We start from the raw sequence: 26,690 nt of genomic DNA on the forward strand, positions 1-26,690 counted from the left end.
GGACAATATGGCATTCTCATTTCCCACAATAAAAGAATTTCTAAAAATTTTATCCATCGATCATACATACAGCATGCAACCTACCCAGCAAGTTAACGAAAAATTTTATTACCGCCCTTCTACTACAGAAGAATATAACTGCGCAGTTATATATGAAGATGACTCATTCACTGCTTTAATTGACGCGTTTTCTAATGAAATGGCCGTTATCGTAATGAACAAAAATAAAGAGCCTATATGCTGTATAACGTCTCAGCAAATCATTCCGTTTCTTATTAAGTCTTACAATGAACTACAATCTTTTTATAACACCGTAATACAAACAACGGATTCTTCTGTTACAGTTATCGATGATAAAGAATGTGTTCGCACTTGGACAGATGGCGCCGAAAAGATTTTTTCAGTCAACTATACTGAAATTATTGGACAACCTATCACTCGTTTTTTTGACTATAAAGATTTGGAAATCTTGCAATCATTACATGACGGAAAAAGCATAATTGCTCAGTTCCATCAGCCTCGTCCAGATTTGTTCGTATTAATTAATTCAAATCCAGTGTATTGTAACGATGAAATTATCGGAGCTGTCGTTTCAGAAACTGATGTAACAAATCAAGTCGCTTTAAATGAAAAACTATTTAATATGTCACATGAAATGCACCGTTTAGAACAAGAGGTTGCAAAGTACAAAGATGAACCCGACCCTTTCCTTGCGATGAATGGAAAAAGCCCTGTTATACAAAGAACGATACAATTAGCTAGAAAAGTTTGTTCGGTGAAATCAACTGTTTTAATACTCGGCGAAAGTGGTGTTGGAAAAGAAGTATTTGCAAAAGCGATTCATGAAGCAAGTGAATCAGCTAAGGCACCTTTCATTTCAATTAACTGTGGCGCCATTCCAGAAGCGTTATTTGAAAGTGAATTATTTGGGTATGAACGCGGGGCGTTTTCTGGTGCAAGTAGTAAAGGCAAAAAGGGTAAAATAGAGCTCGCGCAAGGCGGTACTTTATTTCTAGATGAAATAGGAGAAATGCCGCTCGATATGCAAGTAAAACTATTGCGTGTACTACAAGAACGAAAATATTACCGAGTTGGTGGAGAAAAAGAGATTCATATTAATTTCCGCATTATCGCGGCTACAAATCGTGATTTACAAGAAGAAATGAGAAAAGGTACGTTCCGAGAAGATTTATACTATCGCCTAAATGTAGTTAGCTTGCATATTCCACCGCTGCGAGAAAGACGCGAGGATATTATTGAATTAACTTATTCTTTCTTAAACGATTTTTCAATCAACTACAACAGACCAATTCGTGACTTACCTTCTAGCATTATGCATGAACTGCTTCATTACAATTGGCCAGGTAATATTCGCGAGCTTCGTAACGTCGTTGAAAGACTTGTCGTATTTGCGACTGACGGGATTATAAAACAAGAATATTTACCATTTCATACAACTGAAACGTTAGACAATCATACGGCTCATTCCGTATTACTCAGCAACAATCATACAATCCTCTCCTTACAAGAAGAGATGGATGAACATGAGAAAAAAGTCATCGAGAGGGCTTTACGCATTTTAAATGGGAATAAATTAGAATGCGCGAAACAGCTCGGTGTTACGAGGGCCACTTTATATAACCGCCTAAAAAAACTCGGGTTACAATAAACCTTCCTTCTCTATTTTGGCATAGTTTTTGCATAATAATTTGTGCAAACCGAACTAGAGGAGGAATACATATGACGAATAAAGATCACTTAATTGTTTGTCGATGTGAAGAAGTTACATACGGACAACTTCAATCGACAATTGCTGCATATAAATGCTCGGCAAGAGAATTAAAACTAAGAACACGTGCTGGCATGGGATTTTGCAGTGGCCGCACATGTAGAATGATGATAGATCGAATGATTGAAAGTGCAAATCCCGACGTAAACACTAATGAAATTCCATTAAAATATCAACCACCAGTTCGCGCAGTTACCTTTGGAGCGGTAGGTGAAAATCAATGAATAGAATTACACATCACCCTATTTTAGGAAGTTTAAATAGTAGGAAGCGCATCACTTTCCAATTTAACGGGCAACAGTATGAAGCCTATGAACATGAAACGATTGGGGCGGCTTTACTTGCAAACGGAATAAGAACTTTAAGAGTGCATGAAGATAGCGGAACACCGCGAGGTATTTACTGTAATATCGGGCATTGTTCTGAATGCCGCGTGACAGTAAACAATCAAACGAACGTACGAGCATGCTTAACTGTTGTTGAAAAAGATATGGTAGTTGATAGCGGCAAACAGCATCCAAATATCGTGAGAGAGATGGTGAAAAAGCGATGAACGATGTCATTATTATCGGAGCTGGACCAGCAGGTTTGTCAGCCTCCATCTCTTGTGCTCATTTTGGACTAAATGTACTTGTTATTGATGAATTTATGAAGCCTGGCGGAAGGTTGCTCGGACAATTACATCAAGAACCTACTGGAGAATGGTGGAACGGAATAGAAGAATCAAAACGCCTTCACGAAGAAGCAAAATCACTTTCAGTTGATATTCGATGCGGCATTTCCGTCTATAATTTAGATAAAGATGAAAGTTCTTGGTTCGTACATACGAATATCGGTACGTTAGAAGCACCGTTCGTTTTACTTGCTACTGGCGCTGCTGAATACTCCATTCCCCTTCCTGGTTGGACACTTCCAGGAGTCATGTCAATCGGGGCAGCCCAAGTAATGACAAATGTACATCGCGTTCAAGTTGGGCGAAAAGGAGTAATCATTGGTGCTAACATTTTGTCCTTCGCTATTTTAAATGAATTACAATTAGCAGGTATTAAAGTGGAACATATCGTACTTCCTGAAAAAAGTGAATTAAGTCAAAAGGCTGGTGAACCAGAAGAAGTTTTAAACTCTCTATTACATGCTGCACACCTTGCCCCTTCGCCTTTATTACGTATAGGTAGTCGATTGATGAAATATAATTGGGCGAAACAAGCTGGATTAAACTTCTATCCAAATAACGGTATGAAAATAAATGGCACACCGCTTCACCTTCGAAAAGCAGCTCTTGAAATTATCGGTACAGATCAAGTTAAAGGTGTACGCGTTGCTACTATTGATACGAAAGGAAACATCATAACTGGATCGGAACAAATATATGAGGCAGACTTCGTTTGTATTGCCGGTGGCTTATACCCTCTTGCTGAGCTAGCCGCTGTAGCTGGTTGTCCTTTCCGTTACATTCCGGAATTAGGCGGGCACGTTCCTCTCCATTCCGAAACGATGGAAACCCCTCTTACCGGTTTATTTGTAGCCGGCAATATAGCTGGCATTGAAAGCGGAAAAATCGCTATGGCACAAGGAACTGTTGCTGGATATTCAATCGTAAAACAAGCAAATACAAAATCCCATTCGGTTGAACTACACTTGCAACAGGCGATCCAACATGTACATACCGTACGACAACAAGCTGCCATTCAATTTAACCCGATGATTGATGTCGGTAGACGGAAAATGAATGAAATTTGGCGTGATTATTCCCTAGCATATGCACATACTAAAAAGAGCTGCTGAGATTACTCTCAACAGCTCTTTTTTCTACTCATTTGAGTTATTAAAACTTTGCTAATGCGTAAATGCCTTCTTCATCGTCTAATTCAAGTTGTAACCTTGCTGCAAATGAATTGACATTATATTCTCTATCAAGCAATAAGCGTAGTGCTTCGATTAAGTTCGCTTGAATTAAAATTTGTTTGCGACCATTTACCTCTACTTCAGCAGAGAAACCATAGTCATCGTCATACATTAATTCAACTAAAACTTCTTCTGGACCGACTTGTCTTTTTTCAGCGATATATACGCAAAGTGCATTTATTAATTCTTGTTCAGAAATTTTTATTGTTTCCATGCTACTTCATCTGCCTTTTTCTTACGTTGATCTTTGAAGTATTTAAATGCACGAACTGCTAACATTACGATACCAGCCATTACTAACATATTTACCATAAACGCTAATACAGAACCAAGAGCTCCCATATTTGCAAATAAGCTACCCATTAGTAAACCACCAAGACCACCTAGTAATAAACCTTTCATAAAGCTTCCTTTATTACTTTTTGGTGCTGTGTTTGTTGCTTTGTTTTTTGAATCTGTTGTTGTTTTTTGTGAATTCACGTTAGTATCTTTTTTGTTCAAATCAACTTTTGACTTTTGACCAGAACTTGGTGTGTATGATTTTTTACCAGATTTGTAACTCTTCGCTGCTGCGTGATCTACAAACATGAAGCTACTAGCTCCAAAGATAACCATGAATGCTGTCATGACTGCTACAAGTTTTTTCAACATATTATATCCATTCTCCTTTTATATAGATATATGTGAAATCTACCTTTCTAGTAAATTCAGAATGATAGATTTGTTTTTAAAAACATTTTAAAGGTTCTTATGAACTTATTATATGAACTTTTGTCGAAATATGCAAGCTTTATTTACTTACAACAGTTTGGTGACAAAGGAAAAATTAAGCAAAACAGAATTGACTTTAAATAAAACAAAACATATTATAGGTTCATAAGAACTTTTTAATATTTTTGGAGGTGAAAAGATGGAAACATTTCATCTCACACGAAACGAAATGGCTACCCTTCTTCTATCTTTAAGAGGATGGAATACGAAAAAGCCTCTCGGTATTTTACAAGAAGCGTGGGCAAAGTCACATAAAAAAGATATTGAAAGCGGACAAAGCGTAACTGCTTTTATTACTACCGCACTTTCACCTATTTTTGAAAAACTGATTAAAATTGATGATACAGACGTCGGTTTTTCATTAAATGAAATAGTTGCGCTTGGAAATCAGATTGAAAATACAAGTTTCTCAGTAACGGCCATGCAAAACTGGGTAAAACGAGATATTAAAGAAATGATTGGCTCCCCTCAAAAAGGGAAAAAATATTCAATTGAACAAGCAGCCTTACTATTCATTGTCGAAGATTTAAAAACAGCACTTGATTTTGAATCCATTCGTAAGCTATTACGCCTTATCGTAAATGACCCAGCCGATCGAAGTGATGACTTAATCAATCCTGTTCATTTATATGGAGCATACTCTTCCCTATTTGAAGAACTCAATCAAGGGAATTGCTTACAACTAAATGCAACAGATACAGTTCATACAATTGAAAACATCGTAAAAGAAAAAGCTGATAAAATCGCAAGCAAGTTCGATCAGGTTAACAACGAACAACGTGAAGCAATTCGTAACGCTATTATTATTGCGACACTTTCTGTACATACCGCTTATGTACAAATGTTAGCGAAACGTTACGTAACAGCAACTTTATTTTTACAAAATTTAGAAGTGAAACCGTAAAAAAATAGGAGCAGCAATGCTTCTATTTTTTATGAGAAATTTTTAATAATTTTTTCATTATCTCTTCATGAAAACTGGGCTTATATCCTTCACTATAATACTTATGAGAGACATAAAAGAATTGAAATAGCAATCCCCTATATAAATAAGGTATAATCTACATATAGTGAACCTTTTACATTGTTAAATAAAGGGACATTTATTCAAAAATACATAAACTAGAAGGTGCAACAATGGTAAGTAGTTTTATTCATTCAGTATTAACATTTTTTGAAGGATTAGGTTATTGGGGCATTATGCTTGGTCTAATGATTGAGATTATTCCAAGTGAAATCGTCCTTGCTTATGCGGGATTCTTAGTATTCAATGGTAGTATCTCATTTGTAGGCGCCGTTGTATTCGGTACAATTGGCGGCGTTATTGCTCAAATCTTTATTTATTGGCTTGGACGATACGGTGGACGACCTATATTAGAACGATACGGAAAATATATTTTCATTCATAAAAAACATATAGATGCAGCTGAAGATTGGTTTAACCGTTACGGGACTGGTGTAATTTTCACTGCACGCTTTATTCCAGTAGTACGTCATGCGATTTCAATTCCTGCTGGTATTACAAAAATGCCATTATTACGTTTCACTACATTAACAGCACTTGCAATCATCCCTTGGTCTATCATTTTCATTTATTTAGGTGAAAAACTAGGTCAAAATTGGGAGAATATTAATGATATTGCTGGGCCATATGTGAAATCATTCGCAATTGGCGGTGTCATACTCGTTCTTTTATACTTCATCATTAAAAAATGGACAAAAAAACGTAAAAATCTTGCTTAAGATAATAAATAAAAACCGCTATATATTCATTACGAACTATAGCGGTTTTTTATGTTTAAATTGACTAATCTTGAGAAATCACAAGAAAACCCCTCAGTTTAACATTTACATGGATAAGCAACAATTCACTCGTCCATTTCGTATATTATCTCAAAAAGGAGTGATTTCCCTATGCATTGGCAACAAAAAATACAATACTTAATCGGACGCCCTATCGGTATTTCTTTCATAAATGGGCAAGGAACTTCTGGTGTATTATGTTCAGCACATGATGGTCAATTATATGTGTATGAATACCTTTATCAAGCTCAATTCGCAATGAAGCATTATGATTTTAGACAAATTCAAGATATACATGCCTTTCCGAATTGCCCACATCAAAATCCTCTGTACTAAAAAAAGGAACAGCTTATAGCCGTTCCTTTTTCTCCACACTTATTTTTCAGTATAAAAGTTATGCACTGCTTCATCAAAGTAAATCCAGCCTTTCCAACCTAAATGAATTGTATCTTTTAAGAAATACTTATCATATTCATGGCCAGAAAAATCAACTACTGGGTATCCTGCTTTCTCAACTTGTTCCCGAACTTTTTTATAATACACTTCGCGGCGTTCTTTAGGGAAACCAGCGTAATCATACCACGGTCCATTTACAGGTACAGAAATGAATAGTGGCTTAACATTTTTCTCTTTAAATATATTTAAAACAATTTGTAAGTCATCATATTCTGGTGATTCTTCATATGATTCATTTGCTCTAAAGTTTTTTAAACCTTTTAATTTTTTCTTCAAATTATGTTTATAGTAATACGGATTTTCAATTCCGAATGTGTTTGTAGTAGATTCCAATTTCCCTTCTTCCTCCGCATGTTTACGTGCATCTACCCAAGAAATTGAACGTAGTCCTATATTTGTTTTTTCTTTCATCGGTTCAATCTTAAATAAAGAGTTAAATACATCTCTATGATCTAAAATATTTCGATGCATATAAGCAAGCGGTTTGACTAAACCTGCTTTTATGTTATGTTTCGTATCATTATATACAATACCTTCTAATGAATTTTTTAATATATCATCTTTTTGAACAACTTTATAGTCTAATAGTCGTTTCGCAATTTGCTTCTTCATTTCAGTATTTATTTCATCATTAAAAATAAAATGATATGCTTGTTGTTTAGAGAAATTGTTAGTGAAATCCCCCTGTGATACCCCTGTCTTTGTAAACCATTGTGGCGATAAAACAAAGACTACTTTTTTACCTTCTAATCCATCCATCGTAGACGTCATATTCAATATATGAGCTAAACTTTGCGTACCGCCAATTCCCATTAAATATGGCGTAAAACCTGCGGGATTTACTTTAAAGTAATTAGACGGATGATATGCATCCATTCGTAAAAATTCAGATGAACCATACATCGGTAAATACTGCGAATTCTCTAACATTTTTTGCTGCAAGAAAACACTTTGCAATTTTTCTTTTTGTAAGGAAGTTGCCGCATCTTCTACCTTTTTATCACTAATAAGTGATACTAAACTTTTCGATGGAATGAGTATGATAATGAAAAAAAGCACACACGCTAAAATTATGGGACCAAAAGCATGCTTCATTTTCATCGTCTCTTCCTCTTTCTATCGCTATTAAATTGTAACCCTTGTTTTTGACACGCCATCATTTCTCTCCTTTTTCTCTTTACATGTTCCATTCTATTTATCTATTATATACATGTATGTATTTCTTTCCTTGTTCTATTAAGTCCTATATAAATAGCACAAGAAAATGTTTCCATAGAAACACGTTAATTATACAAGATTCTACATAAATTTCACACTGGAATTTTACTAATAATTTTATTTTTAAGACATGAAAAAATATATAAAATGTCTATACATTTGAAACTGTACAAAAAAACAGACAATCACATACGTGAAGTCTGTTTCTCCATAATTTTATTTCTGCACATCTGCCCATTTTAAACTTGTAGCTGGACCGAATTGATGTACATATAAATCTTTCACATGCGGCTTTTGTAAGTATGATAATCCGCGCTGGAATACCGGTGCAATTACTGCATCATCGAGTAATATTTTCTCAGCATCTTGCATTGCTTTCCAACGAGCTTTTTCATCATTACCTAATTCTGTTTTAATCTTCTTAATTAACGCATCGTAATCTGGGTTTGCATATTCTGTATTGTTCACACTGCTTCCAGAAAGGAATACTTCTAAATAAGTCATTGGATCTGGATAATCTGGTAACCAGCGTGATAATGACATTTCGTATTCCTTCTTCTTCTCTAACGCCAGTTTTTGCGTATGTGGTTGTAATTTTACATTTACCTTTAAGCCTGGTAAGTTTTTCTCTAGCTCTTCTTTAATGTATTCTCCTACTTTTTTGAAGTTTTCTAAGTCATAGTTTAATAACTCAAGCGTCACTTCATTTGTACCAGTCTCTTGCTTCGCCTTTTCCCAATATTCTTTCGCCTGTTTTACATCAGTTTTATTAAACTCACCTGCTGTACTTCTAAAATCTTTTTTATCTGTACCTTTTAAAAATCCTTTTGGTACATAATAGTTAGCAGCAACCGAACCATCATTTAAAAATGAATTCGCAAGTCCTTTCTTATCAAACACTGTACTTAGCGCAAGCCTTGCGTTTTTATTTTTAAGAATAGGTACATTTTCATTGAATCGGAAGAAGTACATAACCGGATCTGTATATTGTTTTAGCTCTTTATTATTTTTATATTTATCGACGAATTCTGTAGAAATGACAGCTCTATCCACTTTATCTGTTTCATATAAATTTACCGCAGTTGAAATTTCCTTTACAATTTGATAGTTTATTTCATCTAGCTTCACTTCTTTTTTATCCCAATACTTATCGTTTTTCTTCATTGTAAAACTCGCTTCATGCTTCCACTCCGATAATGTAAATGGCCCGTTATATACCGCTTTATTTGCTTCTAATCCGTATTTATCACCTTGTTCTTTCGCATATTTTTCGTTAATTGGATAGAAGGACGGTAAAATAAGTAGTTTTGTAAAATACGGTACAGGATGTTCTAACTCTACAACGAACGTTTTATCATCCTTTGCTTTTACTCCTAATTCCTCTAACCCTAGTTGTTTTTTATTTATTTTCTCCGCATTTTTCACATCGTACGCAATGTATGCATATTGAGAAGCTGTATCTGGATTAATAAGCTGCTTCCAAGCGTATACGTAATCTTGTGCTGTTACTGGATCTCCGTTAGACCATTTCGCATCACGTAAGTGGAATGTATATGTTTTCCCATCTTGACTCACTTCATATTTTTGTGCTCCAGCTTCAATCACTTCATCATTTTTCGATAAACGGAATAATCCTTCCATTACGTTATTTAAAACGTTAAACGATACCGCATCTGTTACTTTCCCTGAATGTAAAGACAGAATTTCACCTGTTTCTAATAACTGTAATACTTTTTTCTCATCTTTCGGCTTTGTCGTTGTTTTTTCTTTTGCGCAGCCAACTAAAAATGAAGAGGCTAATAAAGTACTAACTAATGAGTAACGAACAACTTTTTTCATTTGAAAACCCCCTCTACTTTTTATGGTAAGTAACGACGAGCACCAGCGTATTCTTCTATATATCCTGGTGTATTAAGCGGTATAATCTCTACTGATCTTTCAGCTCTCGGCGAGTGAATCATATTTCCGTCACCAATATACATCCCCACATGATGAACACTGCCTTTTCCTTGATCATGTGCAAAGAAGATTAAATCTCCTTTTTGTAAATGTTCTTTATCAACTGCAACTCCATTTCTCGATTGCGGACCTGAATCTCGCGGAATTGTAATACCGTGCGATTTATAAATCGTATGTGTAAATCCAGAGCAATCAAATCCGAAACCACTTGTACCAGCCCATATATACGGTAATCCTAAAAACATTTTCCCTGTGTTTATTAAATCATCGGCCGCCGGAGTTGGAATATCATTTTGAGAACGGTAAACCGTTCCATCATTTTTTCGTAGCCAAGCTTTCTGTCCGTTTGGTAACAACACGCGATATGAAATCGTATCTTCACTAAGTAGCGGCAGTCGCGTATTATAACTCACTTCAAGCGATTTATGTTTTTCAGAAGGATTTATATATAAAATGGCTGTCGGTTTCGTTACTAATACGAAAGGTTCATTTGTTTTATCTGCAAATTCTTGATTATATGTTAACTGTTTTTCAGGCATCCACCCTGGGTAGCCTTCTTCATTTCGCGGTGTTGGCTGACCGTGGACTAGCACTTTCACCCAGTCCCCTTTTTTATCAACAACCGTTACTTCTTGACCTAATAGCGCTTGCGTTTCTAATTTATTTGCATTTGTTAACCAAAGTTTCTCATCAAGCGTCATCGATTTCGTCCACTTCCACAAATCAACTGGATTTGTAGCACTCGGTGCATCAATTGGTCGTAATGAATCAGGTGCAGTCCAAAGTGTTGCGGCAGATACATCGATAAACGCCTTACTATCTTTCTTTTCTTCAGCATGTACTGATGTAAACGATGAAAATATAAATAAAGTTGTTAAAAATGCAGTTCCTACTTTTTTCATACATATCCCCCTTAAAAGATAGTTTACTTGTCTCTTCTCCTAAGATTTACTATTCACTGTTGATTGAAGGTTTACCTTTGATCCCGCATAAGTCATTCCTTCCGGTTCTTCCATTAACCAAAGTGGTGCATCCAAATCGAAGTAATGAATATTAGGATGTGCAGCAGCTAAATGGGCTACAGCACTAACAGAAAGTGAGGATTCCATCATACTTCCGACCATACATTTCACACCAGCTGTTTCAGCAATATCGGCAATACGCCACGCTTCACGTATACCACCACATTTCATTAATTTAATATTGATTAAGTCTGCATATCCTCCTTGAACAATTTTCAATGCATCACTCGCTGAAAATATGCTTTCATCTGCCATAATGGGCGTTTGCACATGATCTTTGACGTACTTTAATCCATCCCAATCTTTCGCATGAACAGGTTGTTCAATAAATTCAATATTTAAATTGCGATTTTCCATCTCTTTAATGATCGTAACCGCTTCTTTTGGATTCCACCCTTGATTTGCATCTAATCGTAACGTCGTATTTTTTGGTACGCTATTTCGAATCGCTTCAATACGTTCTAAGTCTAAAGGAGCAGATTTTCCCACTTTAATTTTTAAAGTTTGAAATCCTTTTTCTACATGTTGCTTTGCCTCTTTCGCCATAATAAAAGGCTCATCTACACTCACCGTAATATCTGTATGAATATCTTTCTTCCCGCCTAATAATGCGTAAAGTGGAACGTTTTGGTGTTGACAATACACATCATATAAAGCAATATCTACCGCCGCTTTCGCACTTGGGTTTCCAATACAACTCATCTGAATGTGCTGTAGTAACTGCTGAAATTGAATGATATCTTGACCAATTAAACAGGAACGCATCGGCCCAATTATTGCTTCTTCAATCCCGTTAGCGAAATCACCTGTAATAACGGGTGTTGCGGTTGCAGCCCCCTTGCCAACAATTCCTTCATCAGTATGAATATATACATCTAAACTTTCTATTTCAGTTACGGTACGAAGCGCTGTTTTAAACGGTGTGTGAAGATTAACACGTCTACGATTTACTTTTACATCAGTGATTTTCATATTGTTCATCCTTTCGTTGTCTAACAAAGTGGAACCTTACTATTTAAAAATAAATTATGTTTTTACGTACAATTCATCTCCTCCTTTGCTTGCTTTTCATGTAGGAGGTTAATGTGAAATAAAAAAATCCAGCCATAAGAAGATTCTTACGGCTGGATTTTGTCTAGGAATGTGTAGACAAAGCAGCGATTTGATTATATTTTTTCTGCGCATCTTTTAACGCTACAAGTAGTGCTTTTTGAGACGAACCGAAGTATCTATTTTTTATTTCTGTTACTAATAGTGGGTCATTAATATTTTTATGTAGAAACAAATATTTAACGAATTGAGATGTTAATGCAATTGTCGCTGAGCAATCTGCATCTACAATTTCCCCAGTCTCCTTAACAAGTACAAACGCTACAAAATAGCTTTTAAACTTTTCGGTAATGGGATTATTTTGAGGTGCTTTCGCATCCCCTACGACATAAATTGTATTTGAAGCGTACACAGCTATCTTCCTTTCTAATACGGGATAACGGTTTTCTTAATAGTCGCATGAGTGATAAACTCAACGTTGATTAAAAAATGTATCCGCTTACCTTGTATTATAATATAATTAACAGAATTTTAACAACATTTATTTCGGTATATATTCCATAACTATAAAAACAGCTCAAACTCTTCATGTTTACAATATGTGATTGTTTCTTGTACCATGCCATTCATACATGAAAAAACAGTTAGCTATCGCTAACTGTTCTATTACACTACTTCGGCAACACAAATATAGTTTCATTTGACTTAGAAAACTGATATTCTTTTCTCGCAAACTTCAAAATTTCTTCCTCATCGTCTGTTAAATTTTCTATGTTAGTCTTTAAAGAAGCCTGATTTTTCTTTAAAGAAACCAATTGTTTTTTTTGATTCGTTATTGTATCTTTTTTTTCTACGATTATTTCTTGTTGTTTCGTTAAAATAAATTGAAGGTACAAAGTAGCCGCCGCAATAAATATAAACATGAATATAAATCGTCTTAGTTTTTTCTTATTAATTGCTCGCTTCTCATTAGGCTGTGATAGTTGCTCTTCTATATTAGGAACATTTATTCGCTTGAGTTTCCTCATTATGAAATCCCCCTAACACATATATTTTCACTACCCTCGGCATAATCCCTTACTAACTTTAATTCTATTCTTATAAAATAAGCTCCTTCACAAAAATATCTCACAAATTAACCAATTAAAGATAGCATTCGACGACATTTCCATATTTACATTGCATTTTTTTATGTATGCTGCCATAAAATAGTAGTTTCTGTTATTCTTTTTCTACTATTGTAGAAGAGTTTTTTCACACACAAAATTTCTCCTTGTTATAACATGCTTACAAGGAGGGAAAAGATAAATTATCGTATATTCGATAAAACTGGAATTACTGTTTTAGAACTAAGACTTTGAGTATAGATCACCTGTTAAGAAACTTTACTAAATAAAAAAGCCCCAATTGGGCTTTTTTATTTTACAATTCAATTTCATATTCCATGCTTTTTGCCGTATTCTCAGCATTCTCCTCACCTAACAAATTTTTCACGATATGAAATGACATGTTAATACCAGCTGAAATACCTGCAGATGTAATAATGTGTCCTTCATCTACAAATTTCACATTCTCCATTACTTCTACATTCGGAAAATCTTTTTTGAAGGTTTGAATACTAGCCCAATGCGTTGTTGCTTTTAAGCCTTCCAGTAAACCGGCTTTCGCAAGTAATAGCGCACCCGTACAAACTGAAGTCATTAGCTTTACTTCTTTCATTTGCTGACGGACCCAATTTATTATAATATCATTTTTCACTTCATTTTCCCGAACTCCTTTACCACCTGGAATGATTAAAATATCAACTGGTGGTAAATCTTCAATACTATAATCCGGCAGTACCTTTAATCCGTTTCTTGCTGTAATCATTTCTCCATTTTGGCTAACTGTATAGACAGTAAATGGTTTTTCTTCATCCGCTTCGGTTACAGAAAAAACTTCAAATGGCCCAGCAAAGTCTAACACTTCTACCTCGTTAAATAAAAATATGCCTACACTCCATTTATTTATCATACGTTCACTTCCTGTTTTAAATAATGTAAAAGGTGATCATGTCCTTTTGCTAATGCAATATGAAATGCTGTTCCCCCATCTTTCAAAATATTTAAGTATCCCTTCTTCTATATGTTCTATTGATTATGATATTTTCCTGTTAAAACTAAAGTTTACATAATAATATTATCTATCTAATTCCTATCTTTTGTTTTAAATATTAAAATTTTCTGTCAAAATAACTATGATCATGTTTAATACGGAGGATAACATATGATATGTTACAAGTAATGCATTTAAATAATGAAGACTATGATTTAATTACAGCTGCTAAAAAAGTAATTGAAAAAAAATATAAATATGGCCGTCATCATATCGGTTCAGCTGTAAGAACTAAAACAGGTAATATTTATGCAGCAGTGCATGTTGAAGCGAATGTTGGAAGGATAACAGTATGTGGTGAAGCAATGGCGATTGGAAAATCTATTTCAGAAGGCGATTATGAATTTGATACCATTGTAGCAGTTGCTCACCCGCACCCTCATAAAGACATAGAAAAATGTTGGGTTGTTGCTCCATGTGGTATGTGTCGAGAATTAATAAGTGATTACGGAAAAAATACGAACGTTATACTTTCTTATAATGGTGAACTTGTAAAATGTAACGTAATGGAATTATTACCTGAAAAGTATACAAGTGAAGTAGAATAATCATTCATACTTTCAACATATCAAATAATATTATTCCAATAAAAAACAATCCATTTTAAAAACGGATTGTTTTTTTTCTTTTTTATGCAGTTTATTTTATTTTTCTATTTTCGATAATTATGAAATTAACATTAACAAAAATGAAATACAAATATTTAAGTACGTATTGCGGTTCGTTTTTCATTTGAAAGTAAAAATATAATTTCTCCTTACATTTGAAAAAAATCAATATGGACCCTCTAAAATCAGCAGTCTTATCATACCAATCTATAACAATTCTGTCTTCTTCCCTTACCAGTTTCCTTTAACACATATGATTTTAAAACAAGGGCCGTTAATGAATCTGTTAATGTTTTATATGATAAATTAGATAATGCCAATAGATCGTTCGTATATAACATTCTATGCTTCTCTAATAATAATAGTACTAATCGTTCAGACGGTTTTAATGCCTCATCACTTTCTAGTATAAAGTCTATATTTTTCATTTCTCTAATTGTTACTCCTTATATAAAAAAATACTTGCACAACTAATTTAATATAAAAATAATACACAACAAGATTTGAAGTATATTAAAATAACATCATTTCGAAACACTATTATACTATAACATAGAAAAAGCATTTCCCGAAATAGGAAATACTTTTTAAAATTTCTTATATATTTCTTCCAAACTTACATTATATTTCGAATTCTTATCCGTACAATTTCCTCCTAATTTTTGCTGGTCATACAGATGTATTTGTATTAAATTAACCTATTCTAAATTGATTTAAATAAATAAAAAACGGTTAGTCTATTATGCTCTAAACATGAATGACTAACCGTTTTCCAGCTTCTTCTCAATTATCATGTTCTACCTTAAATATTTCTTGCAATATGCGGCTTACTGTAATGACTTGTACCACCGCCACCTACTACTACTTTACCGCCTTTTTCAAAAATCAGTAATTTACTTGAACCATCTGCAAGAAGTACTATTACTTCAGCATTGTTACTTGTTGCTACATAAATTACATAACCACTTTTTGATATACACGTTTCCCAATTCGCATCAAATTCTGATCTTAATACACGATTGGAATACACTTGATTTTCAACTCTATCTTGTGCTTCGTTTCCCAAAATTTATCCCCCTAATTCTCCAAAATATCATTTACAAAAAATAACGATTCTATTTAAAATAGTAACTGTCTTTAATATAAATAGTATATGTAGGTAGTAGAAAAATGCTTGGACAATGAAAACGTAATAACATGTAAGTAATATACAATTGAAATAAGGCAATCGATACAGTATCGATTGCCTTATTTTCATAAATAATTCTTTATTTTTCATTTCGCATAGCTTCAAAAGTAAACATTTGATTTGCATTTGACGGTTCATTTTCATAAACATAGTCAGCCGAGCAAGTAATGTTAGAGAAACCTATACTTTCTAACAGAAGTTTAAACTCGTCTATTCCATACCAGCGCACCGCAAAGCGTTGCAGTTCTGATTGTACTAACTGTCCCTTACTCCATTTTTCATATTTTAAATATGATAGAGTAATTTGGTTCAACCAATCTATTTCAATTGATTTATTTTCTAATGTAATTCCGTCTCCGCTTGGCAAAGAAAAGGTCGATGTATGAATCTCTCCAGTCTTCCAGTCATGCGGAAGCATAATATCTACGATTAAACGCCCGCCTGGATTAAGGTGTTCATAAAAACATTTCAATGCGTTTATAGAATCCGCACGATTTTCAATTAAACAAAAGGATCCAGTAGGAATGATAATTGCCTCATATTTATGCGGCAGTGAAAATTGTTGTAAACTTCCTTCATACAAATGAGGATGTAAGCCTCTCTCATTACATCGTATACGGCACGATTCTAGCATTTCAGGTGAATAGTCAATCCCATCCACTTTAAAACCAGCTTCAAGAAGTGGGATGATAACACGCCCTGATCCGACTGCCGCTTCGAGAATTCTTCCTCTACCATTTTTTAAACGTTCTTCGTAATACTCAATATCACCATTTAAAGAATACCCGACAGGCTTTGTGTAATCATAAAGTTCCGTGCAAAGTGTACTATAAAAACTAAACATTTATTTTCTCCTCCGTTTTATACGTACGGAAGATTTTAACTCAATTAATCTTCCTGCACCTTTATTTTTAATAAAAATTCGAAAGAGCTGACTGTCATAATATATCACTCGCTTTCCATACAATATAATTATATTGTATAATATTCCATTCAAAATGAACATATGAAAATTCAGAATTATATTGAAAGGAGGATATGATGAATTCATTAATTGGATTTATTTTTCTTCTTATCACTTTTAATACACTGATTTTCTTTATAGCAAAGAAATATCAACGAATATGGAAAATAGCCAGTGGTATTTTCATACTTTCTTCTCCCGTTGTTTTCTTCGCCACTTTGCACGTAATTGGTGAAAAAGTAGGAGATGGATTCGCTGGAGGTTTTGCTGGGCTTACCTTTAGTGGTCTATTGATCATGAATGCAATTTTTTTATTTGTTGTAAGCATTTTTGTATCTACTAATAAAAATTCATAATAAACTCCCCATTTCAAAGTTTAAAGAGCTTACTATGCAGTAAGCTCTTTATTCATAACTATTTATTTCACAATCGGCAATGTTACTTCACTTAATTTTACTGTAAGCTTCGTGCCCGCTTTCGGTCTAATTGTATAATCATAGTCACTAGCGATTAAAATGACCCCTATTTGATGCCCCGCTTTAAATACATAATCATCAGGCTGCATATCCCATGTAAATGTATAATCTTTGCCCGGTTGAATCGCTGTTGAATTTTCTATACTCTTTAAGTTTTGTGGATCCATCCAGCCTCTCGTTACAATTTCCGGCTTTGCTCCACCATAATCAACAAGTAAAGCAGTTAAATTTGATACAGATCGATCAATATTTCCTCTAATTGAAATCTTTGGTGTACCGCTTATACGCGTATCTTTTTGAAGTACAGGCATTGTATACACTAATCGATTGGCTACTTCTAATTCTGGGTTTGCTATTAATTGATTTGATTTCATTTTTGCATCATCTACGAATGAGAAAACTTTATTTGCAGAGCCCATACTTAATGGCAAATTAACTGCTTTGTTACTTAAATACATACGAACTTTTGACGGTACAGCTGCTGGATCCGGCCAATTTTTTATTTTATCCCAAGTTTTATTTTCACGTTGAACATCAACCATTGGTTCATTCATAATTCCATTTTCAATTCCATACAACCAATAATCGAGCCATTTATTTTGTGTTCTTTGCCAGTCATTCGTTGATGTTCCACCATGTCCACCCTGATGTAACCACATTTTACGAGGAACATTATTTTCTCCAAGTGCATCCCACCATTGCGCGAACTGCTTCGTCTTTACATTCCAATCATTTAAACCATGAACAACAAATACGCTTGCTTTTACATTTTTAGCATCTTTTACATAATTACGTTTATCCCAAAAATCATTATAATTACCAGTTTTTCGGTCTTGTCCAGCTGTTAACTCTTTTATTACTTGTCCGCAAACTTCAGGATTTTCTCTTGTTAGAACTGCTTCTGCCATATTATCAGTATCTTCTCCTTGGTATCCACCTGGCGCAATGACTGCACCGTTTGCACGATAATAATCATACCAACTACTAATCGCTGCGATTGGAATAATTGTTTTTAAACCTTCAACACCAGTCGTCGCTACAGCATTCGGTAACGTACCATTATAAGAAACTCCTGTCATACCTACATTTCCTGTAGACCAATCAGCCTTAACTTCCTCACCATTTTCTGTATACGCTTTCGCACGTCCATTCGCCCAATCAATGACCGATTTCGTCCCTAATATTTCTTGCTCATCCCCAGTAGTCGGACATCCATCTGATTTACCAGTTCCAATACTTTCACCTAAAATGACTGCATAGCCTCTTGGCACATAATAATTTCCGTATGAACCAAGATTAACAGCTCCATACGGTTTCCCTTCATACGCATACAATTCTTCATCTACATTATATACAGGAACATCTTTTAAGCCAGATCGATATGGACTCATTTCATAAATAACGGGAACTTTCACATTCGAATCAGTTTTTGGACGCATAACTTTTACTGATACACGATCCTTTTTTCCATCTCGATCACTATCAACTTCTGTTTCTACAAATAAATTTTCAATAATTGCTTCATCAAGCGAATAAATCGGTTTTGTCATTCCATTTTCTAATTCTATCTTCGTGTTTGAACGTACCGCTTCTGAAACATTTCCATTTAACTTCACATCATTCTCATTTATGTAGTTTGTTTCTTTACTGTCTGCATACGCAGTCATACTAGAAACTCCTGACGTAATTGATAAAGATAATATTGCTGATAGTGCTGCTATTTTCTTTTTCCCCATACCCTTCCCTCCCCATATATTTCTCCTTTTACTATACACTAAAATTACAGAAAATTCAGTTTATATTTTATGCAACAACTTGAAAAATTTGTATAACACTCTTCAAACGAGCTTTCGAGTTTATATTTTATGATTTACTGCTCTCATATAATCAATAAAAAACATCGCCTAATAATAGACGATGCTTCTAATAGTATTGAATTAAACATTCTTCATATCAATATAAAATCGTATTTCTCCATCTATAGTAGATACTCCATAGTCAAAACCATGTCTTTCTAAAATGCTTTTTACGATCGCTAAACCTAATCCTGTACCTGAATGGTCTTTACTGCGAGAAGATTCTAAGACGTAAAAAGGTTCCCAAATTTTATCGATATCTTTCATTTGCTCAGTGTTCATACCATTTTGAATTTGAAAATATATATTTTCATTTCGATTTTCTAAAGTAATTTTTATATTTTGATTTGCTGTATATTTTATCGCATTAGATATTAAATTTTGAAACACCATTCTCATTTTATTTACATCAGCATAAACAACTGCATCGCCAACATTATAGTTCACATGCAAATTAATTTCTTTCGATTCCAGTTCAATCTTATGCTTATCTAATATACTTTGTACTAGTGATTTAATATCGAATTCTTCTTTTTCTAAAACATCTCTTTCTAGTTTAGAAAATCGTAATAACTCTTCAATTAGGTTTGAGATGTGATCAGTTTGTTTTATGATTGTATCTATGTATGTACCATCATCTAAACCATCTTTTATTCCCATAGAATATGCTTTCACTAATGCGATTGGAGTTTTTAATTCATGCGTCACATCACCCATAAATCGTTTTAAATGTTCATTTCGATCTGTTAAATCTTCATGCGCTTCATGTAGTTTCTCACTCATAATATTAATACTATTAGCTAAGTCCCCTATTTCATCATTTGTTTTCACTTTCGCTCGTTCAAATTTCAAATTTGAAATATCTTCTGCAACATTACTTAATTCTTTCAATGGTCTGGTGATTGTTGTTGAAAGTATCCATACAAGTACGATAATGAGAAAAATCGTAATGCCAAAAATATAAAAATAAAATGAATTTAACGTTTTTATTACTTCATTAGAATTTGCGATCGAAACTCCTACCAAAATTAACATATCGTCTTTCGCAATGTATTTCACAAAAAAACTAGATTTAATCTTTTCTTGATCATATATTTTATTCGCTTGCCCGAAGTTCTTTACTTTCATTACTTCTTCTTTTGTAATCCAAAGTTTATTAAGGGCAACCCTTTTCCTTGTAAGTTGCATACGTAACTCATCATTAATTTGATCTTCCGAATTGTTAATCAATGTATACGCAATCGTAACATTTCCTTTATTTTCAATACTAGTAATTGCTTCATCCAGTTGTTTGCTCGGTATGGACTGTATTTGTGCTGTAATACCTTCTAAACTTTCTCGCGTTTTGTAAATATTATATTTCGGTAAAAGATAGTTAATTAATAATAAAGAGATTGTAAAAATAAGAATAACAGTTAAAGAAATGCTGAGAAATAGCTTTTTTCCAAGTTTATTCACTCTGCTCCTCCAAACTATATCCTAAACCACGATGCGTCTTTATAATATTTTCTCCTACTTTTTTACGTAATCTTCTTACATGTGTATCAACAGTTCGCTCTTCTCCAAAATAGTCAAATCCCCATACGATATCTAACAATTTTTTACGAGTTAAAATCATGCCTTTATGATTTAAAAAACATTTTATTAATTCTAGCTCTGTTTTTGTAATATCTAACTCTTTGTCATTTTTATAAACTTTATTTTTAGTGAAATCTATTTTCAAATCTTGAACTTGAATGACATCATTATGCTGTATAAGCTTTTTCGCCCTAGTTATTAATACGCCTGGATGAAATGGTTTTTTTACGTACTCATCTGCACCACTTTGAAGCGCCGCTAATTCGTCTTCGCTTTCACTTTTCGCCGTAAGCATTAATACTTTAACGCTTGAGTTCTTTTTTATTTCCTGACAAACAGTAATACCACTATGTTTCGGCATCATCCAGTCTAAAACAGCTAAATCAATTTTTTCATCATAAAATATTTGAAGTGCTTCTTCTCCATCTTTCGCTAATAAAACTTCGAAGCCTTCTTTCTCGAAATAAGCTTTTAAAATCCTTAACATATCTTGTTCATCATCTGCTATTAATACTTTCATACATTATCCTCCATTGCTTTTAAACAAAAACCAATTGTATTATATAACTTCTTTGTTACATAAATGTGACAGAAAAATATTTAAACTTTTTAAGGGTATAGTAAAGACGAGGTGTTGTACTATGATTAAAAAAATCGGGTTCATTACTCTTCTTTGTTTCTTATTATCAACAAATGTGTTCGCAAATACAAATCAACAAATTGAAGTGTTTGATTGTCAAAAAGAAATGGTCGTTCAAAAACAATCTTTAGATCCAGCTATCCAAAAAGAAGCTGTTCAATATGCTAAATCCATTACTGGCCCGTTCAAAAACTTAAACGTCGTTCCAAAAGATGGTCACATGATAAAGATCCCTTTATCTAAACCAGTTTCTATTACAAATCAATGGTTACATACAACAATTGATGAAGTACTAATTCTTCTACCGCTTAATCAAAAGCCTTATATTATGCTTTACGATGATGAAAACAACCCGCATTTTTATTATGTGAAAGGTGATCCTGTATTACTATTGAAACAAATGAATGTTAAAACATAATTGATTAGCAAAAAGAGACTTCATAAGCTTATTTTTCGAAGCTGGGGTCTCTTTTTTACTAATATAATACTTTATAGTGACTAAATCCTTTATATACTTCCCCCTTCACAAATCCATTTACAGTATAAAACGCATCGCCTTGCTTTGTATCTGTATGTAAAACAACCACTTTAAAATACTTTTCCGAATGAGATAATAGCCGGTTTAATAACAAGTTCCCTAGCCCTACACGACGATTGTCCTTTGAAATATAAAATCTCCTTACCCTACCAATCTTATTGTTTTCTGTATATGGATCCTCATTTAGCCCTCCTATTCCAATTAACTTTTCCCCTTGAAAAATCCCAAATAAGCATTCACCATTTTTATTAAATGTGTTTATTTTATTTTCATATTCACTTATTAGTTTTATTAGGAAATAAAACCCTTCGTCTTTGCTTTCTTGAACAAGGTAATCGTGTTCGTATATCATTAAATCTTCTATTTGTTGAATATGTATATCTTTCAAGTGATTTCCCCCTTAATTTGAAAATACATAAAAATGCTCAAGAATCATTTATTCTGAGCATTTTTATGGTTGTTACTTTATTCAATTCGTAACATGCGTATTCTTCACTTCAGATGTAAATCGATAATATAGTTGTTTTATTTTATTATGAAAATATAAGAGCCTTGCTACACTCTAGTGTGTGGTAAAGCTCTTTAAAGTTATTTAATTTCTATACATATAAAGATATTTGTACTCAAAAAATCATTAATAAAGTTGTTTAATTCTTATTGAACTAAGGCAATTGTTTGTTTAAGTGAATACTTTTACATTTATAATGTCTCTCAAATATAATATTAGTTTATATATTCACTATTCTTCTCTAACAGGTTCATGATAAATTATAATTTGTTAATCGATATGTTTGTGTAACCACTGTTCAAATATCTTGAACTGTTCTTCAGTATGAAAATAATGTTCACCTGTCTCCATGACTTCTAATTTACAACGATGTTTTTTTGTAAAATAGTTAATAGTTTCAAATTCGCACAGTTCATCCTTGGATCCGTACATAATATATGTATCTGTATTCCATGTATTAATAGGATGTTCTTTTACATAACATAAATAATCCCAATATAACTTTTGACCAATCGGTGTCTCTATAGTCATTTCTTTTTGCAAAAGCTCTGGTGTTACATTAAACCATTTCATCATATTTTCGATAATTCGTTCCATATTAACTACTGGTGATAAAAATAATGCCTTTTCTATCACATCATTTTGATAAGCTAAAAGGCTAAAATAAGCTCCTATACTACATGCAAACACGCTTACTTCTTTCCAATGTTCTTTTGCGTAATTCATAATTATAGATAATTCACTAACACAAAACTGTACTTTGCAAGGAGTATTATCATTTTTTCTGTCTCCATGCTCAGGTAAATCAAAGCTTAATACTTGATAACCTTTTTGATTAGCTTCTTCAGCTAATATTTGAATAACTGCATCTTCCTTATTTGATATATTTCCATGTACTGCAATAAAAACTCTTTCACTTTTATCTCCCCACAAAACCGCGGGAATATTACTAATGTTAAAATTATCTTTCAGCATATTTCCTCCGTGGAATAAGATATATAGGAATTGGCAAAAAACTGCACACACTTAATAATCCTCTACTCAGTTTTTAAAAAAATCAAACTATTACTAATTTATCACAAATGATTCTACTCCGTTCGTGGAAGAAGGATTTTTAAAATATTATATGATTTGTTAAATGACTTTATAATCTCTGCACAGTAGGCAATATCCCCTTTAGCTCCATTAAATCATCTATTACTAAATCCGCCTGCGCAAGTTCATCTTCTTGTGCAAAATCAAAATTACATCCAATCGCAATCAAGCCATTATCTTTAGCTGCATTTATATCAGATAAACGGTCCCCAACTACCGCTGCTTCTTTTATCTCATATTTGTTCAAAATACTTTTTACTAAGTCACTTTTATTAAGTGAGTTTATTTGTTCAATACTAAACGTTTCAGTAACCCACTGGTCTAAAGAATAATAAGATACGATTGCTCGTAAATATTCAGTTAAACCATTACTAGCAATATATATTGAACAATTATTTTCTTTTATGTATGTAAAAACTTCTTTTACGTTCGGATATAAAGCACCTTTTCCACTCTTAATGTTTTCAATTAGTCTTTCTAAAAAATATGCATCTGTTTGTTCTCTTACTTTAAGAGAATGATGCGGTAATAAAGCTTCCCAAACTTTCGGTAATGGCACACCCATAATTTCACGATATTTTTCAATAGGTGTTACCGTATCCCATAACTGTAATGATCTTAAGTGATCAAATGTATCATCTAACGATAATTCTAAAATTTTATCTGTCTGAAATAACGTTCCGTCCATATCAAAAATTAATGCTTGTAACATGTCATTCTCTCCTTTTGAACTATAAGTATTACTCGATATATTTTTCAGCATCTCCACGATAATTTCTGAACAATAATTTGCGGCAGTTTTCGCGAAGTCATCATAGGAAACTTGCGCTTCATCGTCTGCACTGTCAGAAATACATCTTATAACGAGAAACGGTACTTCATTTATGTAAGCAACATGTCCAATTGCTGCACCTTCCATTTCTGTACAATGCGGCGCATATTCGTCTATTAATTTCGCTTTTAGTTTTGAATCTTCAACAAAACATTCACCGCTGACAATTCTTCCTTCATGAACCTCTATATGTAAACTACTACTATTGCATGCTGTACGTGCTAACTCTATTAATTCCTTACTTGCATTAAATTCTTCTTGGAACGGGAATAAGTTTTTCATTTGAGTTTTACTTACATCATGATGGGTAACATTCGTTGAAATAACTACATCACCAACTTTTACACCCGGGTGTAATCCGCCAGCAATACCCGTATTGATAATAGCATCTACATGAAATTTATGAATTAATGTTTGCGTACATGCGGCTGCATTTACTTTTCCTACACCACATCTTGTAATAATCACTTCAGTTCCCATGAATTCGCCAATGTAAAAAGGCATTCCCGCAATCGTCTGTTCCTCTTGTATAGCTAGTTTTTCTAAAAGTAAGTCTATTTCAATTTGCATTGCTCCGATAATGCCGATTCTGTTCATGTATCTTGTCCCCTTTTTCACTCTAAATAAGCCTCAAATATTCATCAATATCTTTAGAAATTTGTCTAAAAGCTTTATCCCAGAACGCATAACCTGTTATATCTATTTCAAAATGTTTTTTCATAAGCTCTTCCACTGGAGCTTTTCCTGTTTCTCGTAAAAACTCTTTATATTTCGAATGAAAAGTACTTTTACTTTCTTGAGCTATTTCTAATAAACTAAAACTAGCTAAATACCCAAATGTGTATGGATAATTATAAAAAGGAACATCTACAATATAAAATTGAACATATTTCATCCAAACAAACGGCTGATATTCTGATAATGCATTCCCGTATGCTTTTTCTTGCGCTGCTATAGATAATCTCTCGATTTCATCAGCACTTAAAGGACCTTCTTTACATTTTTCATAAAAATTCTTCTCAAATTCAAATGATGCTCGAATTGCCATTACATAATTACAACAGTTTCTTATTTTCCAACTAAGCAATGACTTTTTCATATCTATACTATCTGTTGTTTGAATTAGATAGTTTATAAGCACGGTTTCAAAGAATATAGACGCCGATTCAGCCGTACTCATTGGCAAATAATCATCTAAAAAAGAAGAGGATTGCTCAAAACTCATATTATAAAAGTGCCAAGCATGTCCTAGTTCGTGTGCAAGTACTCTTACACTATCAATACTTCCGTCATAACGCATAGAGATCCGTGATTCTTTTTCACCGAAGAAAGGAGCACAAAAGCCACCTGGTGGTTTATTCTCTCTCGGTTCCGCATCTACCCATCCATTCTCTATTGCATTCCGTGCAAATTCTGCTAATTCTTTATCTATATTTTCAAACGCATCGTATATGCTTTGAAGTGCTACTGAAAAAGGGATATTAACCTCATTATTTTCCTTTACTGTCATAAGTTCATGCCATGTAATTGAAGATTCCCCCTTCTTATACACGTTTAAAGCACTTACTAATGTATCAAGATTTTCTTCTGTCGCATTCCACATTTGTAATAATACAGTTTCAGAAATACCATTCGCATGTAGAGATTGAGTTAAAATCACTCTATCTTCTAATTCATTACTCTTTGTATTGCGTAATCTCCCTATTTGATTTAAGACAGTAGCGAAGATTTCTTTTTCCTTATGTAAGGCACTTGTTAATAACTCGAATACTTCTAATCTTTCCTTTTCATTATCACTATTCATTTCAATATTATTTGCTTGGCCAAATGATAATTGCTTATTATCGTGCTCTATTTCTATTTTATTCCTTAATTGTATGTACATATTTTCCCATGCGTTAAGTTCATCTTTTATTAACCTAGTATTAATATTATCGGAAGTTTCCACTTCACTTTTTTGTATTACTTGCTGCACTTCTCTTTTCAGATTTTTTACTGTAGCAGTCAATATGGTAAGATCAGATGAAACACTTTCTTCAGCTGATCGGCAATACAAAAAGTATTCTGCTTTTTCAATAGCTTGTATAAGTTTTGAAAGAATCGCTACATCTTTTGTCGCATAATATTGTTCTTTCAGCCCCAATATTGGAGTTAGAATATCCTCAATCGGATACAATCGATCTAAATCCCACTTAGCAATTTCATTCACTTTTATAGCCGCCTCCTATTTTTACAAATAGTTACAGATGTTTCTCCCCACACAATTATAAACGAAATGT

Annotated in this window: 29 protein-coding genes; 10 read left to right on the plus strand and 19 right to left on the minus strand. The window is 33.4% G+C overall.

The genetic code is table 11. The features are described 5' to 3' along the window. Nucleotides 1-7: 7 nt before the first annotated feature. The 4 genes from MKX31_RS12050 (at nt 8) to MKX31_RS12065 (ending at nt 3,574) form a co-directional block, all read left to right on the plus strand. On the plus strand, nt 8-1,669 hold the full coding sequence (locus tag MKX31_RS12050; protein ID WP_340980899.1) for a sigma-54 interaction domain-containing protein: 1,662 nt from the start codon (nt 8-10) through the stop codon (nt 1,667-1,669). 71 nt (nt 1,670-1,740) lie between these two features. Further along, a complete protein-coding gene (locus MKX31_RS12055) occupies nt 1,741-2,013 on the plus strand; it encodes a (2Fe-2S)-binding protein (RefSeq protein WP_098103141.1) in 273 nt (90 codons plus the stop codon). Next, complete coding sequence (locus MKX31_RS12060) at nt 2,010-2,342, plus strand: (2Fe-2S)-binding protein (protein ID WP_064475526.1); 333 nt, start codon at nt 2,010-2,012, stop codon at nt 2,340-2,342. Before MKX31_RS12055 ends, MKX31_RS12060 begins: the two co-directional genes overlap by 4 nt. After that, the gene (locus tag MKX31_RS12065) at nt 2,339-3,574 is read left to right on the plus strand and encodes an NAD(P)/FAD-dependent oxidoreductase (protein ID WP_064475527.1); all 1,236 of its coding nucleotides are present in this window, start codon (nt 2,339-2,341) and stop codon (nt 3,572-3,574) included. The genes MKX31_RS12060 and MKX31_RS12065 overlap by 4 nt, the downstream gene beginning before the upstream one ends. Before the next feature lie 40 nt (nt 3,575-3,614). Here MKX31_RS12065 and MKX31_RS12070 read toward each other — a convergent pair whose 3' ends face one another. Continuing rightward, nucleotides 3,615-3,908: a YxcD family protein gene (locus tag MKX31_RS12070; protein ID WP_103655049.1), complete on the minus strand. Its 294-nt coding sequence runs from the start codon at nt 3,906-3,908 to the stop codon at nt 3,615-3,617. Continuing rightward, on the minus strand, nt 3,896-4,345 hold the full coding sequence (locus tag MKX31_RS12075; protein ID WP_000914488.1) for a hypothetical protein: 450 nt from the start codon (nt 4,343-4,345) through the stop codon (nt 3,896-3,898). Before MKX31_RS12075 ends, MKX31_RS12070 begins: the two co-directional genes overlap by 13 nt. A gap of 259 nt (nt 4,346-4,604) precedes the next feature. Between MKX31_RS12075 and MKX31_RS12080 the strand changes: the two genes are divergently transcribed. From MKX31_RS12080 to MKX31_RS12090, 3 genes are all read left to right on the plus strand, one after another. After that, nucleotides 4,605-5,369, plus strand: coding sequence for a DUF1836 domain-containing protein (locus tag MKX31_RS12080; protein ID WP_000447228.1), 765 nt, complete (start codon nt 4,605-4,607; stop codon nt 5,367-5,369). A gap of 233 nt (nt 5,370-5,602) precedes the next feature. Beyond that, entirely contained in the window at nt 5,603-6,208 is a 606-nt protein-coding gene (locus MKX31_RS12085) for a DedA family protein (RefSeq protein ID WP_064475528.1), read from the plus strand. Nucleotides 6,209-6,379: 171 nt separating this feature from the next. Continuing rightward, complete coding sequence (locus MKX31_RS12090) at nt 6,380-6,604, plus strand: hypothetical protein (protein ID WP_000558703.1); 225 nt, start codon at nt 6,380-6,382, stop codon at nt 6,602-6,604. Between the two features lie 39 nt (nt 6,605-6,643). Here MKX31_RS12090 and dltD read toward each other — a convergent pair whose 3' ends face one another. From dltD to MKX31_RS12125, 7 genes are all read right to left on the minus strand, one after another. Next, the gene (gene dltD / locus MKX31_RS12095; RefSeq protein WP_098094607.1) at nt 6,644-7,825 is read right to left on the minus strand and encodes a D-alanyl-lipoteichoic acid biosynthesis protein DltD; all 1,182 of its coding nucleotides are present in this window, start codon (nt 7,823-7,825) and stop codon (nt 6,644-6,646) included. Nucleotides 7,826-8,158: 333 nt separating this feature from the next. After that, complete coding sequence (locus MKX31_RS12100; RefSeq protein WP_340980900.1) at nt 8,159-9,781, minus strand: peptide ABC transporter substrate-binding protein; 1,623 nt, start codon at nt 9,779-9,781, stop codon at nt 8,159-8,161. Nucleotides 9,782-9,801: 20 nt separating this feature from the next. Beyond that, complete coding sequence (locus MKX31_RS12105; protein WP_064475532.1) at nt 9,802-10,803, minus strand: C40 family peptidase; 1,002 nt, start codon at nt 10,801-10,803, stop codon at nt 9,802-9,804. Between the two features lie 39 nt (nt 10,804-10,842). After that, the gene (locus MKX31_RS12110; RefSeq protein ID WP_141669117.1) at nt 10,843-11,904 is read right to left on the minus strand and encodes a dipeptide epimerase; all 1,062 of its coding nucleotides are present in this window, start codon (nt 11,902-11,904) and stop codon (nt 10,843-10,845) included. A gap of 154 nt (nt 11,905-12,058) precedes the next feature. Further along, nucleotides 12,059-12,385: a DUF3870 domain-containing protein gene (locus MKX31_RS12115; protein ID WP_046954146.1), complete on the minus strand. Its 327-nt coding sequence runs from the start codon at nt 12,383-12,385 to the stop codon at nt 12,059-12,061. A 259-nt stretch (nt 12,386-12,644) separates the two neighbouring features. Continuing rightward, nucleotides 12,645-13,001, minus strand: a complete 357-nt coding sequence (locus MKX31_RS12120) for an FtsB family cell division protein (protein WP_222655627.1) — start codon at nt 12,999-13,001, stop codon at nt 12,645-12,647. Nucleotides 13,002-13,395: 394 nt separating this feature from the next. Beyond that, on the minus strand, nt 13,396-13,986 hold the full coding sequence (locus MKX31_RS12125; protein ID WP_064475536.1) for a DJ-1/PfpI family protein: 591 nt from the start codon (nt 13,984-13,986) through the stop codon (nt 13,396-13,398). Between the two features lie 257 nt (nt 13,987-14,243). On the opposite strand from MKX31_RS12125, the gene MKX31_RS12135 reads away from it, so the two are divergent. Next, on the plus strand, nt 14,244-14,675 hold the full coding sequence (locus tag MKX31_RS12135) for a cytidine deaminase (protein ID WP_064475537.1): 432 nt from the start codon (nt 14,244-14,246) through the stop codon (nt 14,673-14,675). A 257-nt stretch (nt 14,676-14,932) separates the two neighbouring features. Here the strand turns inward: MKX31_RS12135 and MKX31_RS12140 are convergent, their stop codons facing one another. The 3 genes from MKX31_RS12140 to MKX31_RS12150 form a co-directional block, all read right to left on the minus strand. Then, nucleotides 14,933-15,163 (minus strand): hypothetical protein, encoded by a 231-nt coding sequence (locus MKX31_RS12140; RefSeq protein WP_000789031.1) that lies wholly within the window; start codon nt 15,161-15,163, stop codon nt 14,933-14,935. A gap of 374 nt (nt 15,164-15,537) precedes the next feature. Next, complete coding sequence (locus tag MKX31_RS12145; protein WP_064475538.1) at nt 15,538-15,801, minus strand: hypothetical protein; 264 nt, start codon at nt 15,799-15,801, stop codon at nt 15,538-15,540. Between the two features lie 202 nt (nt 15,802-16,003). Beyond that, a complete protein-coding gene (locus MKX31_RS12150) occupies nt 16,004-16,768 on the minus strand; it encodes a class I SAM-dependent methyltransferase (RefSeq protein WP_340980901.1) in 765 nt (254 codons plus the stop codon). A gap of 194 nt (nt 16,769-16,962) precedes the next feature. Between MKX31_RS12150 and MKX31_RS12155 the strand changes: the two genes are divergently transcribed. Then, nucleotides 16,963-17,244: a hypothetical protein gene (locus MKX31_RS12155; RefSeq protein ID WP_098102868.1), complete on the plus strand. Its 282-nt coding sequence runs from the start codon at nt 16,963-16,965 to the stop codon at nt 17,242-17,244. A 62-nt stretch (nt 17,245-17,306) separates the two neighbouring features. Here MKX31_RS12155 and MKX31_RS12160 read toward each other — a convergent pair whose 3' ends face one another. The 3 genes from MKX31_RS12160 to MKX31_RS12170 all read right to left on the minus strand — a co-directional run bounded on the left by MKX31_RS12160 (nt 17,307) and on the right by MKX31_RS12170 (nt 21,318). Beyond that, nucleotides 17,307-19,100, minus strand: coding sequence for a Xaa-Pro dipeptidyl-peptidase (locus MKX31_RS12160; RefSeq protein WP_154131985.1), 1,794 nt, complete (start codon nt 19,098-19,100; stop codon nt 17,307-17,309). Between the two features lie 201 nt (nt 19,101-19,301). After that, on the minus strand, nt 19,302-20,678 hold the full coding sequence (locus MKX31_RS12165) for a sensor histidine kinase (protein ID WP_098102870.1): 1,377 nt from the start codon (nt 20,676-20,678) through the stop codon (nt 19,302-19,304). Beyond that, on the minus strand, nt 20,671-21,318 hold the full coding sequence (locus tag MKX31_RS12170; RefSeq protein ID WP_098102871.1) for a response regulator transcription factor: 648 nt from the start codon (nt 21,316-21,318) through the stop codon (nt 20,671-20,673). The genes MKX31_RS12165 and MKX31_RS12170 overlap by 8 nt, the downstream gene beginning before the upstream one ends. Before the next feature lie 121 nt (nt 21,319-21,439). On the opposite strand from MKX31_RS12170, the gene MKX31_RS12175 reads away from it, so the two are divergent. Beyond that, on the plus strand, nt 21,440-21,856 hold the full coding sequence (locus tag MKX31_RS12175; RefSeq protein ID WP_064475544.1) for a hypothetical protein: 417 nt from the start codon (nt 21,440-21,442) through the stop codon (nt 21,854-21,856). 58 nt (nt 21,857-21,914) lie between these two features. Here MKX31_RS12175 and MKX31_RS12180 read toward each other — a convergent pair whose 3' ends face one another. From MKX31_RS12180 to MKX31_RS12195, 4 genes are all read right to left on the minus strand, one after another. Continuing rightward, nucleotides 21,915-22,364, minus strand: coding sequence for a GNAT family N-acetyltransferase (locus tag MKX31_RS12180; RefSeq protein WP_340980902.1), 450 nt, complete (start codon nt 22,362-22,364; stop codon nt 21,915-21,917). A gap of 390 nt (nt 22,365-22,754) precedes the next feature. Next, nucleotides 22,755-23,459, minus strand: coding sequence for an alpha/beta hydrolase (locus MKX31_RS12185; RefSeq protein ID WP_154131823.1), 705 nt, complete (start codon nt 23,457-23,459; stop codon nt 22,755-22,757). A 169-nt stretch (nt 23,460-23,628) separates the two neighbouring features. Further along, a complete protein-coding gene (locus MKX31_RS12190; protein WP_064475546.1) occupies nt 23,629-25,008 on the minus strand; it encodes a 5'-methylthioadenosine/adenosylhomocysteine nucleosidase in 1,380 nt (459 codons plus the stop codon). Between the two features lie 22 nt (nt 25,009-25,030). Next, nucleotides 25,031-26,620 (minus strand): M3 family metallopeptidase, encoded by a 1,590-nt coding sequence (locus MKX31_RS12195; RefSeq protein WP_064475547.1) that lies wholly within the window; start codon nt 26,618-26,620, stop codon nt 25,031-25,033. Nucleotides 26,621-26,690 lie beyond the last annotated feature (70 nt).

The organism is Bacillus sp. FSL M8-0063, assembly GCF_038005545.1.
Taxonomy (GTDB): domain Bacteria; phylum Bacillota; class Bacilli; order Bacillales; family Bacillaceae_G; genus Bacillus_A; species Bacillus_A wiedmannii.